Origin of the sequence: Pectobacterium actinidiae (genome assembly GCF_000803315.1) — a bacterium.
Lineage (GTDB): Bacteria > Pseudomonadota > Gammaproteobacteria > Enterobacterales > Enterobacteriaceae > Pectobacterium > Pectobacterium actinidiae.
The window spans coordinates 3,807,099-3,820,832 of sequence record NZ_JRMH01000001.1 but is presented as its reverse complement, the minus strand read 5'-3'; the positions used below and the strand labels follow the sequence as shown (position 1 = coordinate 3,820,832).

9 protein-coding genes are annotated in these 13,734 nt (G+C 53.0%); 7 read left to right on the top strand and 2 right to left on the bottom strand.

Going from position 1 to position 13,734, the window contains the following annotated elements; translation table 11 throughout:
* Both aceF and lpdA read left to right on the top strand, forming a co-directional pair.
* Nucleotides 1-1,890: a pyruvate dehydrogenase complex dihydrolipoyllysine-residue acetyltransferase gene (gene aceF / locus KKH3_RS16440; RefSeq protein WP_039361537.1), complete on the top strand. Its 1,890-nt coding sequence runs from the start codon at nt 1-3 to the stop codon at nt 1,888-1,890.
* A gap of 236 nt (nt 1,891-2,126) precedes the next feature.
* Nucleotides 2,127-3,551, top strand: coding sequence for a dihydrolipoyl dehydrogenase (gene lpdA / locus KKH3_RS16435; protein ID WP_039362549.1), 1,425 nt, complete (start codon nt 2,127-2,129; stop codon nt 3,549-3,551).
* Between the two features lie 60 nt (nt 3,552-3,611).
* Here the strand turns inward: lpdA and KKH3_RS16430 are convergent, their stop codons facing one another.
* Entirely contained in the window at nt 3,612-4,508 is an 897-nt protein-coding gene (locus KKH3_RS16430; RefSeq protein WP_039361535.1) for a LysR family transcriptional regulator, read from the bottom strand.
* Between the two features lie 119 nt (nt 4,509-4,627).
* Here KKH3_RS16430 and KKH3_RS16425 point away from each other — a divergent pair, with 119 nt between their 5' ends.
* The 5 genes from KKH3_RS16425 (at nt 4,628) to KKH3_RS16405 (ending at nt 12,288) form a co-directional block, all read left to right on the top strand.
* On the top strand, nt 4,628-5,821 hold the full coding sequence (locus KKH3_RS16425) for a serine hydrolase domain-containing protein (protein ID WP_039361533.1): 1,194 nt from the start codon (nt 4,628-4,630) through the stop codon (nt 5,819-5,821).
* Entirely contained in the window at nt 5,818-7,002 is a 1,185-nt protein-coding gene (locus KKH3_RS16420) for an MFS transporter (RefSeq protein WP_039361531.1), read from the top strand. Before KKH3_RS16425 ends, KKH3_RS16420 begins: the two co-directional genes overlap by 4 nt.
* A gap of 191 nt (nt 7,003-7,193) precedes the next feature.
* Complete coding sequence (locus KKH3_RS16415; RefSeq protein WP_080756550.1) at nt 7,194-9,107, top strand: rhamnogalacturonan lyase; 1,914 nt, start codon at nt 7,194-7,196, stop codon at nt 9,105-9,107.
* A gap of 161 nt (nt 9,108-9,268) precedes the next feature.
* Entirely contained in the window at nt 9,269-10,447 is a 1,179-nt protein-coding gene (locus KKH3_RS16410; RefSeq protein ID WP_039362547.1) for a dienelactone hydrolase family protein, read from the top strand.
* A 128-nt stretch (nt 10,448-10,575) separates the two neighbouring features.
* On the top strand, nt 10,576-12,288 hold the full coding sequence (locus KKH3_RS16405) for a hypothetical protein (RefSeq protein WP_039361530.1): 1,713 nt from the start codon (nt 10,576-10,578) through the stop codon (nt 12,286-12,288).
* Between the two features lie 98 nt (nt 12,289-12,386).
* Here KKH3_RS16405 and KKH3_RS16400 read toward each other — a convergent pair whose 3' ends face one another.
* Nucleotides 12,387-13,715, bottom strand: coding sequence for an MmgE/PrpD family protein (locus tag KKH3_RS16400; protein WP_039361528.1), 1,329 nt, complete (start codon nt 13,713-13,715; stop codon nt 12,387-12,389).
* Between the last annotated feature and the right edge of the window lie 19 nt (nt 13,716-13,734).

Here is a 13,734-nt window from a genome sequence, read left to right as displayed (position 1 = left end):
ATGGCTATCGAAATCAACGTACCGGACATCGGTGCAGATGAAGTTGAAGTCACCGAAGTGCTGGTGAAGGTTGGCGACAAAGTTGAAGCTGAACAGTCGCTGATCACGGTTGAAGGTGATAAGGCTTCTATGGAAGTCCCTTCTCCACAAGCTGGTGTCGTGAAAGAGATTAAAGTCTCTGTCGGTGACAAAGTTGAAACTGGCAAACTGATCATGATTTTCGATTCCGCCGACGGTGCAGCTGATGCTGCGCCTGCCAAGGCAGAAGAGAAGAAAGAAGCAGCTCCGGCTGCTGCCCCAGCGGCATCGGCAGCGAAAGACGTCAACGTACCGGATATCGGCGGTGATGAAGTCGAAGTGACCGAAGTGTTGGTTAAAGTAGGCGACACCGTTGCGGCTGAACAATCTCTGATCACCGTAGAAGGCGACAAAGCATCTATGGAAGTCCCGGCACCTTTCGCAGGTACGGTTAAAGAGATCAAAATCAGCACCGGCGATAAAGTTTCCACCGGTTCTCTGATCATGGTATTCGAAGTGGCGGGTGCTGCACCTGCTGCCTCTGAACCTAAAGCAGAAGCGGCTCCTGCCGCTGCGCCAGCGGCCTCTGCGGCGAAAGAAGTTAACGTACCGGATATCGGCGGTGACGAAGTTGAAGTCACTGAGGTGATGGTGAAAGTTGGCGATAAAATCGCAGCTGAGCAGTCACTGATTACCGTTGAAGGCGACAAGGCTTCAATGGAAGTCCCTGCGCCGTTTGCGGGTACGGTTAAAGAAATCAAAATCAGCACCGGCGATAAAGTGAAAACCGGCTCACTGATCATGGTCTTCGAAGTGGAAGGTGCTGCACCTGCTGCGGCTCCAGCTCCGGCTGCCAAGCAAGAAGCGGCTGCACCGGCTCCAGCGGCAAAACCTGCTGCTGCACCAGCAGCGAAAGCTGAAGGCAAGGGCGAGTTCGCTGAGAATGACGCTTATGTTCACGCCACGCCGGTTATCCGTCGTCTGGCTCGTGAATTTGGCGTGAATCTGGCGAAAGTGAAGGGTTCTGGTCGTAAAGGCCGTATCCTGCGCGAAGACGTTCAGGCTTACGTGAAAGATGCCGTGAAACGCGCTGAGTCTGCGCCTGCCGCTGCTACCGGTGGTTCTCTGCCGGGGCTGCTGCCGTGGCCGAAAGTCGATTTCAGCAAGTTTGGTGAAGTGGAAGAAGTGGAATTGGGTCGCATCCAGAAAATCTCTGGTGCCAACCTGAGCCGTAACTGGGTGGTGATCCCGCACGTTACGCACTTTGATAAAACCGACATCACCGATCTGGAAGCGTTCCGTAAACAGCAGAATGCCGAAGCTGAGAAGCGCAAACTGGATGTGAAATTCACCCCAGTTGTCTTCATCATGAAAGCCGTTGCTGCTGCCCTTGAGCAGATGCCACGCTTCAACAGTTCACTGTCTGAAGACGCTCAACGTCTGACACTGAAGAAATACATCAACATTGGTGTAGCGGTTGATACCCCGAATGGTCTGGTGGTTCCAGTGTTCAAAGATGTGAACAAGAAGAGCATCACTGAGCTGTCTCGCGAACTGATGGCGATCTCCAAGAAAGCCCGTGACGGTAAGCTGACCGCAGGCGAAATGCAGGGCGGATGCTTCACCATCTCCAGCCTGGGTGGCATCGGGACTACGCACTTTGCGCCGATCGTCAACGCGCCGGAAGTTGCTATTCTGGGTGTGTCTAAGTCCGCGATGGAACCGGTTTGGAATGGTAAAGAGTTCACTCCGCGTCTGATGATGCCAATGTCTCTGTCCTTCGACCACCGGGTCATTGACGGTGCTGATGGTGCTCGCTTCATTACCATCATTAACAACACGTTGTCTGACATCCGCCGTCTGGTGATGTAATCGAAAAGCCGGCCTGACGGCCGGCTTTTTTCTGATAAGCTGTGATGTGTTACAGCTGTCAGTGATCAAGGACAAATCGTTAGTCGCTTGTTGTTTCAAAATTGTTAACGATTTTGTAAACTACAGCGGCAAAGACACGTCCCGGTGGAAGAGGGCGTTATTAAAAATGCACCCTCAATCAGAATGACGACGGGTGTGACGTCACAGACCCGCCGGAAATCAATTAAGAGGTCATGATGAGTACTGAAATTAAAGCTCAGGTAGTGGTACTTGGTGCCGGCCCCGCAGGTTACTCTGCTGCATTCCGCGCGGCGGATTTGGGTCTGGAAACCGTACTGGTAGAGCGCTACTCCACGCTGGGTGGGGTGTGTCTGAATGTGGGTTGTATTCCTTCCAAAGCCCTGCTGCACGTTGCTAAAGTCATTGAAGAAGCCAAAGCACTGGCAGAACACGGCATCGTGTTCGGTGAACCTAAAACCGACATTGATAAAATCCGTCTGTGGAAAGAAAAAGTCATCACCCAACTGACCGGTGGTCTGGCTGGTATGGCAAAAGGCCGTAAAGTTAAAGTCGTTAACGGTCTGGGCAAATTTACTGGCGCTAACACGCTGGAAGTTGACGGTGAAAACGGCAAAACGACGATCAGCTTCGATAACGCGATTATCGCTGCGGGTTCACGTCCGATCCAACTGCCTTTCATTCCTCATGATGACCCGCGCGTATGGGATTCTACCGATGCGCTGGAGCTGAAAAACGTTCCAGGACGTCTGCTGGTGATGGGCGGCGGTATCATCGGTCTGGAAATGGGTACCGTTTACCACGCTCTGGGTTCACAGATCGACGTGGTTGAAATGTTCGATCAGGTTATCCCGGCTGCTGACAAAGATGTCGTTAAGGTCTTCACCAAGCGTATCAGCAAGCAGTTCAACCTGATGCTGGAAACCAAAGTGACGGCAGTAGAAGCCAAAGAAGACGGCATCTATGTGACGATGGAAGGCAAAAAAGCGCCAGCTGAGCCACAGCGTTACGATGCGGTTCTGGTTGCTATCGGTCGTGTACCGAACGGCAAAAATCTGGATGCGGGCAAAGCAGGCGTGGAAGTTGACGATCGCGGCTTCATCCATGTTGATAAGCAAATGCGCACCAACGTGCCGCACATCTATGCTATCGGTGACATCGTCGGTCAGCCGATGCTGGCGCACAAAGGCGTGCATGAAGGCCACGTTGCTGCTGAAGTGATCTCCGGTAAGAAACATTACTTCGATCCGAAAGTGATTCCTTCTATTGCCTATACCGAACCGGAAGTGGCATGGGTGGGTCTGACCGAGAAAGAAGCGAAAGAAAAAGGCATCAGCTACGAAACCGCGACCTTCCCATGGGCGGCATCTGGCCGTGCTATCGCGTCTGACTGCGCTGACGGTATGACCAAACTGATTTTCGACAAAGAAACTCATCGTGTTATCGGTGGGGCGATTGTCGGTACTAACGGTGGTGAACTGTTAGGCGAAATCGGTCTGGCGATCGAAATGGGCTGTGATGCAGAAGACATCGCACTGACCATCCATGCGCACCCAACGCTGCATGAGTCTGTTGGTCTGGCCGCTGAAATCTTTGAAGGCAGCATCACCGACCTGCCGAACCCGAAAGCGAAGAAGAAGTAAGTTCTCTCAGGTTCGAATAGCGTGAATTCAATCCGGCACCTTGATAGGTGCCGGATTTTTTTACGTCTCAGCGGCGGGAAATACTCGCTCGCAGAGGAAATCCACGAGTGCCCGTACTTTGGGGGACGGATGCTTGCTGGCTGGCCACAGCACATGGAAGACGCCGCTGCGTTCTATGTAGTCGGTCAGAATCGGCTGTAGGTGGCCTCCGGCCAGCGGTTCGCGGATAGAGAAATCTGGCAGGTAAGCAATGCCCAGCCCTTGTAGTGCGAAGCAGACGCGCGTTTCGATGTTGTTGCAGATCATCGAGGTGGGCAATCGCAGCTCTGGTTCGTCGGGGGGAAGCCGCAGCGCCCACGGTTCCAGCTTGCCGCTGTTGGGAAAGCGATAATGCAGACAGGTGTGCTGCATTAGGTCGGCAGGTGTCTGGGGGGAACCGTACCGAGTAAGGTACTCTGGCGCGGCCACCAGCAAAAAACGGAAAGTACCCAGCCTGCGAGCGGTGAGGCGTGAATCAACGGGGTCACCTGTCCGTACGACGGCATCGAAACCTTCCTCAATCACATCCACCATTCGGTCGGTGAAATCCAGATCCAGTTCGATTTCGGGGTATTCACGCATGAATTCGCCGAGCACGGGTAGCACCAGTGAACTGACCAGCGGCAGGCTTACGCGCAGGCGTCCGCGTGGAACGACACTGGTTTGCGACAGTTCCACTTCTGCGGCCTCGATTTCGGCCAGAATACGTCGGCTACGTGCCAGAAACAGTGAGCCTTCAGCCGTCAGTGTGATGCTGCGCGTACTGCGGTGAAACAGCCTCACGCCCAGTTTCTCTTCGAGCCGTGCGACGCTTTTGCCTACCGCAGACGCTGACACGCCCAGTAGTCGGCCCGCCGCAACGAAACTGCGTGTTTCCGCCACTTGCACAAACACCAGGAAGCCATTCAGGCTATCCATACAATTTCCTTTCTATTGCGGACAACTTGTTCCGTATATCGAGGAACTGTAGCCCACTTTTTCTTTAATTGTTGATTTTTTATCGTAACGGGAACGCTCATTGATGAAAGGAACATTTCGTGATCACTCCCGCATTTCCTCTGTATACCGATGCTTCTTCAGCACCGCTCTCAGCCCGAATTCAGGCTGTTGTTCAACAGGCGCTGGACGACCGACGTTTGGTTGGTGCTGTTGTGCTGGTCGCGCGTCATGGAGAATTGATGCATCAGCAGGCGGCTGGATGGGCTGACCGGGAGCGCGCACGCCCCATGGCGCTGGATGCTATCTTCCGGCTGGCTTCTGTCAGCAAGCCCATCGTGTCCGTGGCGGCGCTGGTGCTTGTGGCGCAAGGCCGGCTCGATCTGGATGAGGATATCACTTGCTGGATGCCGACGTTCCAGCTCCGACTGGCCGACGGCAGCCCAGCGCGCGTCACCGTGCGACAACTGCTCAGTCACACCGCGGGGTTAGGCTACCGCTTTTTTGAAACTCACGCGGACGGCCCCTACGCGCGAGCGGGTGTCTCTGACGGTATGGATGCCTCCGGTATCAGCCTGAATGAGAACCTACGCCGTATCGCCAGCGTTCCCCTGCAATACGTGCCGGGAGAGGGTTGGGGCTATTCACTGGCGACGGACGTATTGGGTGCCTTGATCGAACGCATTCACGGTTCGTCATTGGATGAGGCGATTCGCCAACTGGTGACCGATCCATTGGGTATGCACGATACGGGTTTCGTTGTGCGTGATCCTTTACGTCTGACTACCGCTTACGTGAACGACACCCCGCAGCCGCATCGCCTGAGCGAAGGTGAAACGGTGTCTCCCTTTGAAGGCGCAGTCGGCATTGCGTACAGTCCTGCCCGTATCTTTGATGCACAGGCCTTTCCGTCAGGCGGTGCTGGCATGGCGGGGACTGCGTGGGATCTGCTGTGTTTGCTGGAAGCTTTGCGTAAAGGGGGCGGTGTCCCGCTGCCTGATGCGCTGCTTGAGGAGATGGGGCGCGATCAGACTCAGGATCTGGAGCTGCCCAATGCACCGGGCTGCGGTTTTGGCCTCGGTTTCTCAGTCTTGCGTAATCCACAGTTGGCCGAGTCGCCGGAATCGTCAGGCACCTGGCGCTGGGGCGGTGCCTACGGCCATTCATGGTTTGTCGATCGAACACAGGGTTTGAGCGTGGTGGCTTTCACCAACACGATGTACGAGGGGATGTCGGGGCGTTTTGTCACCGAATTGCGCGATGCAGTATATGACGAGCTGGAGGCGGTACGATGACAGCCTCACTGACCGATATACACCGTGACAGACTGCCTATTGCCTCATTGCTGGCGCTGGCTACGGCAGCCTTCATCACTATTCTGACCGAAGCGCTGCCTGCTGGCCTGCTGCCGCAAATGGCACAGGGGCTGGCGGTGTCCGAAGCCTGGGTCGGGCAAACCGTCACTATCTATGCCGTGGGTTCTCTGGTGGCCGCGATCCCGTTGACCGCCGCTACGCAAGGTATGCGACGCCGTCAGTTGCTGTTGACGGCTATCGTCGGTTTCGCCGTCGCCAATACGGTTACGGCGTTTTCCGGTAGCTATCTGCTGACGATGGCGGCACGTTTTCTGGCGGGGGTTTCTGCTGGGCTGCTGTGGGCGCTACTGGCAGGCTACGCGGCGCGTATGGTGCCAGAACACCAGAAGGGGCGGGCTATTGCGATAGCGATGGTGGGCCCCCCATTGGCGTTGTCTATCGGCGTGCCCGCTGGCACCTTGCTTGGCAACGTGATCGGCTGGCGCATGTGTTTCGCTATGATGAGCGGTTTGGCCGTAATACTCATGTTGTGGGTGCGCATTCAGGTGCCAGATTTCGCAGGGCAATCCGCAGGCAAGAGGCTATCTCTGGTGCGCGTGTTCACGATGGCGGGCGTGCGGCCAGTGTTATGTGCCGTGCTGGCCTTTGTACTGGCGCATAACATTCTTTACACCTACATTGCGTCGTTTCTCGCGGCCGCAGGCATGGCTGCACAGATTGGTTTGGTACTGCTGGTATTTGGCATCACCTCGCTGCTGGGTATCTGGGTTATTGGCGTGCTGATTGACCGCTATTTGCGAGCCTTGACGCTTGCCTGCTCGGCATTGTTCTGCCTGTCCGTACTGGCGCTTGGCGTGGCAGGTGATGTACTGGCTGTGCTCTATGCGGCTGTGGCCATGTGGGGGCTTGCCTTCGGCGGCGCGGCGACGTTATTCCAGACGGCTATTGTCAGAACGGCAGAAGGGGGCGCCGATGTGGCGCAGTCTATGTTGGTTACAGTGTGGAACATGGCTATTGCAGGGGGTGGTATTATCGGTGGTGTTCTACTGGAGCGTCTTGGTGTTGCCGCCTTCTCTCCGGTTCTGCTGGTGCTGTTATTGATTGCACTCGTTGTTGTCTGGTTTGCCAGACAACACGGCTTTCCCATAGTACGACGGTAAAGTGTCAAATTTTCTGTCTGTGATTTTTCCTAGCGTAATAATTGTTTATTTATCATACATAGACGCCATGATTTCTTGCCTTATTTTCGTGATTGATAATTACGCTGCTGTACTATTCTGGCGTGGATATGCCTGTATGTAATTTGTACAACTGGGAGTAAGGGCATTCTTCACATCATCAAGGAGAGAAAATGAAACGCTATTTATGCATAACGCCGCGAACAAGCATCCTTGCTTTTGGATTGCTTGCAACCGTGATGGCTGGTGGTCAGGGTGGGCTGATGACGTCAGCTTATGCGGCAGGAAAAAGTAAGCAGATTGAATTGCTGGATCGTGGGCTATTTGCATTCAAATCATCGAAACATGTTTTTTTGAGCTGGCGGCTGTTTGCCACCGATCCTGAAAATATTGCCTTTAATATTTATCGTGATGGTCAGCGCATTAATACTTCCCCACTGAGCACCAGTACCAATTTCATTGATCCTAATGGCAACGCCGATTCCGTTTATTCTATACGTCCCGTTATTAATGGCGTTGAAGGCGTGGCTGAGGTCGCTAAAAGTGTATTGAGTGGCAAGCGTTATCAATCGATTCCTTTAAATAAACCTGCTGATGGGGTTACGCCTAATGGTGATGCCTATTCCTATGGTGTGAATGATGGCTCGGTTGGCGATCTGGACGGTGATCGAGAATATGAGTATGTGATCAAGTGGGCGCCGAGTAACTCGAAAGATAATGCGCATTCTGGCTACACCGGCAATGTGTATATCGATGCCTATAAACAGGATGGAACGCGACTGTGGCGTATTGATTTAGGGAAAAACATCCGGTCTGGGCCACATTACAACGACTTCATCGTGTATGACCTGGATGGCGATGGCAAGGCAGAAGTGATGATGAAAACCGCCGATGGCACCGTGGATGGTGCAGGAAAGGTCATTGGCAATAGCCAGGCGGATTACCGTAATACTAATGGTCGTGTTCTCACCGGGCCTGAGTACCTGACGGTGTTTAATGGTCAAACAGGGAAAGCGATGGCAACCACAGATTATCTCCCCGAACGCGGCGATGTGTGCGCTTGGGGGGATTGCTATGGCAACCGTGTTGACCGTTTTCTGGCAGGGGTCGCCTATCTTGATGGCGAGCGCCCTAGCGCGGTGTTCTCACGCGGTTATTATGGTCGGGCCGTAGTGGTGGCATGGGACTGGCGTGATGGCAAGCTGACGCAGCGCTGGACGTATGACAGCGGAACGTCGGGTGATACCTTGAACACCGCCTATGGCCAAGGTGCGCACCATTTCCGCACTGGCGATGCTGATGGTGATGGGAAAGACGATATCATCTTTGGTGCCGCAACGATTGGTAGCAACGGTAAGTTATTGAATTCGAAAGGCCTGGGCCATGGTGACGCGCTGCATTTTGGTGTACTGGATCCTTCGCGTGAAGGTAAACAAGTCTTCATGGTGCATGAGGGTGCGAAACAATATGGCGATAACGCGATGGAAATGCATGATGCGGCTACGGGCGAGATCCTCTGGGGATACAGTAACGGTTCGGGTGGCGATAATGGACGTGGCGTCTGTATGGATATCGATCCTGCCCACCTAGGGGTGGAATGCTGGTCTTCACAGGGTGGGCTGTTCAACGCGAAAGGCGAACAGATCTCCGATAAGAAACCATCACATATCAATTTTGGTATCTGGTGGGATGGCGACCTGCTGCGTGAAACATGGGATCGTTCGGTGATTGATAAGTGGCTACCAGCCAAACCGGGCTCGACTCGGCTATTCAGTGCTTATACCTACAATTCAGGGACGTGGATAAACGGGACGAAAGCGACACCCGTCCTGAGTGCTGACCTGTTTGGTGACTGGCGCGAAGAGTTCATTATTCCTAAATCTGATAGCAGCGAACTCCAGATTTTCAGCACCACGTCAGAAACCGCATACCGTATGCCAACCTTGATGCACGATCCGGCCTATCGGACACAGGTTGCGGCTCAGAATGCAGGCTATAACCAACCACCACACACCAGCTTTTACCTTGGCGATGGGATGACGCTCCCTGTGAAATGGGAAAGTGTCTATACCGCACCGAAGAAGTGAGCGCCCATCGGCACGATCGCGATCGTGCCGATTTCCCTTCAACGTACAGCGCTATTTTTTCGGGGCGCTTCGCAGAATACGTCTTCTATTCGTTTATTTTTATCCGTATCAATTACAATCAAACCTCAAAAAAGAAACGACGTTTTGTTTTTGAGGTTATGATGAATATTAATACCTTGCGCACCTCTGTCTGGTTACTGGCTGCTTTGCTGGCTAGCCCTTCACTGATGGCGAACGATATGAAACCTACTCTTCAATCAGCGACGAATCAGGCGGTGACGGATGAAGGGCTTCCTTCATTTTATCCGCAGCTTAAACAGCAGATGACCTACTCGGATTCCTGGCTTTCTGGGAATTTTACGGATTTTAGCCAGTGGCAATCCCAGTCGAGAAAAACGTTGCGTTCGCTGCTTCTGACGCCAGACTCCACCAAAGATTTCGCGCCACAAGCGATTGAAAAACAAGATCGCGGCAGCTACACGGCGGAGAAAGTCGCCTTCAACCTGACCGATGAAAGCCGCGTAGACGCGTTGCTCCTGACGCCAAAAAGCGCGGGGCCACATCCGGCGGTGATCCTGCTGCATGACCACGGTGCGAAGTTTGATATCGGCAAAGAGAAGATGATCAAGCCGTGGGGCAATGACGCACAGCTTGATTCTGCACAGGCATGGGCCGATAAGTTTTTCACCGGGCGCTTTGTCGGGGATGAACTGGCGAAACGGGGCTATGTGGTGCTGGCGGTGGATGCGCTAGGTTGGGGATCGCGTGGGCCGATAAAATATGAGCAGCAGCAGGCGCTGGCGAGCAATTTCTTTAATCTGGGGCGCTCGCTCGCGGGGCTGATGGCCTACGAAGATATGCGAGCAACGGATTTTCTGGCATCGCTTGAACAGGTTGATAAACAACGTATTGGCGTCGTCGGTTTCTCGATGGGCGCTTATCGCGCCTGGCAGCTCGCGGCGCTGTCTGACAAGGTAGCAGCAACGGCTGCGGTGTCCTGGATTGGCACGTACGACGGGCTGATGACGCCGGGCAATAATGTGCTGAGAGGCCAGTCGGCATTCTATATGCTGCATCCGGGGCTACCGACACGCTTTGATTTCCCTGATGTGGCGAGCGTCGCCGCGCCAAAACCGATGCTGTTATTTAACGGTGGCAAAGACAAGCTGTTTCCGACGCAATCCGTTGAAGACGCTTACGCCAAAATGCACAAGGTGTGGCAATCCCAGCGGGCGGACAGCAAGCTGCAAACCAAGATCTGGCCTGAACTGGGACACGTTTTCTATCAGGAGCAGCAGGAAGAAGTCTTTAGCTTTCTGGACCAGTGGCTAAAACCCTAGCCAACGTACATGCAACTTGACGTATGACGAGTATAATAAGTTTTTTGATAACATCAGATTACTGATGCATGACCCGCCTCTGCGTGCTGTAGCATTCAGAGGCTTTTTAATTTTACAGGGATGCAGTGATGAAGAAATATCTGGGTGTTTTAATCATGACGTTATGGCTGTCGGGCTGTAACGGAGAAGAAAAGCTTCGTGAGGGGAAATATCTGGTTGAAGATATTCGCGTGGTGTTTGATAACAGCGAGCATAAAGAAGCGAATAAAAACAGAGATGAGCTTCAGGAGCATATCGCGCAAAACCTCAAAAGCATTAAAAACGACCTTTATTTTAATCTGACGCCGACGCAGGTGAGTTACTACAGCGCGGAGGGCGAATATACCAAGGAAATGAAAGACAACCGTATACAGATCAACGGCATGTGGCATACGCTAAAAATTACCGGAAAAAACACGGTACAGTTCGTCTCGGATAAAAGCGCTGCCTGTGCGTTTTATTATTGTGAAATCACCATGGTCTTGAAAAAGACGGAAGAACAGTCACTCGATTTACTTAAGATAAAGCAACGTTTTGACGAACATAAAAAAGCCTATCAGGCGTGGCTTCTTGAAGAGAAAGCAGCATTCAACCACGCGCCAATGAACGACTTTCCTGGAATTCCTTTTCACCCTAAAGATGACTTTACGATTAAGCTGCCGTTTAACCTATACGACAAGCTGAGCCTGCGGGAACACGGGACTTATGTGCGCAGAATGGGGCGTCTGCTTATCGATCGGGAAAATGAAGACACGCAGATTTATACCTATCATGATCGGCAGAATAACACCGACGTTGACCTGTTCACCGTGAGTGCGGCGAAAGAGGATTTTACGCTGGCATCGTGGCTGGAAGGGCAAAAAGGGGTGTTGTTCCAATCGGAAAACGGTGCGGCATACGATAATCAACAAGGCAAACTGGAAGCCGTCTATTTTCAATATGATGAGGCGAAGCACCGCTATTTTATTGGATTAGCGAATGCTGAAGACTCCGTTGCGTTAGCCAAAGCGTTTGCCGTATTACGGACGATGGATGAACGCTACCGCGGTGAACAGAAGCTGTCGATGTACGATCTGGCATTATCTCAGCAGGCGTTGGAAGCGAAGTATGGTGTAAAGATTGCTGACGAGTTTGCTATTGCCGATATGCACAAAGCGATATGGAAAAAACTCGAACAGCGCATGGAAAAACCGGAACGCTTTATTAAACGGAGCATGTCAAAAACGCGTATTGAGATAAAGTTTCCGTCGGAAAGTTTTAAATATGACATTTATTTTAAAGTCTCTTCTCAATCTATTCCCGAGCTCATGGCGGAAACCAAAGAGATCGTTCCTGAAGGCAAAGAAGTCGATAACATTTTTATTTATGGTGACAGCGCATTTGTCGGTTATGAATACGATGTGAATGTGGGAAGTGGGCTGACATTACAATTTTTAGTACCAAAAGATGCAGGAACACCGCTGGAACGCCTGATGTTCCTGCATGTATTACGTCAGCTTGATGTGACGGGTTTCCCGGCTATTCCTGAGCAAGAGAGAAAGAACCTGTTTACGTATGAGGAAGCGACGTCTTTTAAAAACAACCTTGATGATCGCTACTTCAAAGTAAACGAAGGTCTTATCGATAGCACGGGCAAGTTGATTATCAAGAATCCTGATGAGGGCTATTTCGATTTTAAATATCGTGCTCCCCATATACTGGCGACCCACTATAAACCACTGGGGGAAGGGCGCTACTCCAGTGAGCCGGGTGTGACGGTCTTTGATGAAAAAGGGAAATGGCTTTCCCATCAGGCAGATTGAGTTGCTGTAGCGGTGTGTTGATAACGGCGCTGCCGATAAGAAGGTTATCGGCAGCGCCAGAAACCTAAAACCGTTATTGCGATTTTAGTCGTGGAAAATTAAAACAGTAGCCCGAGTAAATAGCGCAAATCGCCTTCCTGCCGTAATGCGCAGCGGTCGGCGATCTGGTTGCTGTCGAGATGTGCCAGAGAACCGATAGTTTGCTGCAATTTGGCGCGTAAATCGGTAGGGCGTGCCGAGGTTTCCTGACGTGTGGTGCGCTGAATTAGCGTGCCGCCGTTACGCAAGTGCAGTGTAACTTCATGAAAACGCGCCTCCGGGTCAAGCTCGTCGGGTGGGGCGGTTTCATCGGCACGGCGTATGACGCGATTCGCCAGTGCGGAGATTGTGGTTTCAACCGGTGCTTCCGAAAAATGCGCCAGCTTCAGTTCCCCTTCAATCAGCGCTGCTGCAATCACATACTCCAGACTGAACCGTGCTTCTACGCCGTTTGTCGCGTTACGGATAAAGGGTGCGACATCGCCGCCTGGCGGGAAGGCCACCGTGATATGTTCGATGGCATCGGCCAGATCGGCATCCGCACCATTCTGCTGATGCCACTGTTCCCGCAACGCAAACGCAGCTTCGGCGGCGCTGTGGGTGCCACCACAGGTCGGGTAGCGTTTGAACTCCAGACCGGGAGAAAGCATACGCCACGGCGCTCCCCAGTTTTCAATCAACAGCTCCGGCTGCTGTTTTTGATCGCCATGTGCGGCAAGAAAGGCGTCAATTACCTGCTGTTGATTACCCTCAAAGCCCGCTAACCCCAGCTTGACGGCGGTCAGTCCCGCTCTGGCGGCAAGCCCGGCGTGTAGCGGTTTAACCGCTGAACCAAACTGTGCTCGCAGCCCGGCGGCCTGTGTAGCGGCCAGGCCAAGAATCGTTTGTGTCTGCGCCACCGATGCGCCAGCCAGACGTGCCGCAGCAGCGGCAGCGGCGATAGCGCCGAGCGTAGCGGTGTTGTGGTAACCGAGGCTGTAATGACGTGGGCCGCACGCCAGCCCGATTCTGCCTGCGGTTTCCACACCGATCACGTATGCCGTCAAAAAGGACTCTTCCGTCACGGATGATGCTTCTGCGGCAAGCGCAAACAGCGCGGGGAGAATAACGGTGCTGGGGTGACCACGAAACGCCGGATGATAATCGTCAAAGTCCAGTACGTGACCGGCATAACCCAGTATCAGACTACGCGTCAGGCTGTCCGTACCGCTGAAAACCTGCTTTAACGGTGCGAGCCCGCTATCGGCAATGGCTCCCTGCGTGATAGGGAGCGCGGTGGAGATAAAATCGGTTACGCCTTCACGGGCGGCATCAATCGCTTCTCGATTGGGTTCGCTATGGATGATGTAGTGGGCAAGCGTTGCGGTGATATCAGTCTGATTGATCATGAGTCGTCATGTGTCGCTG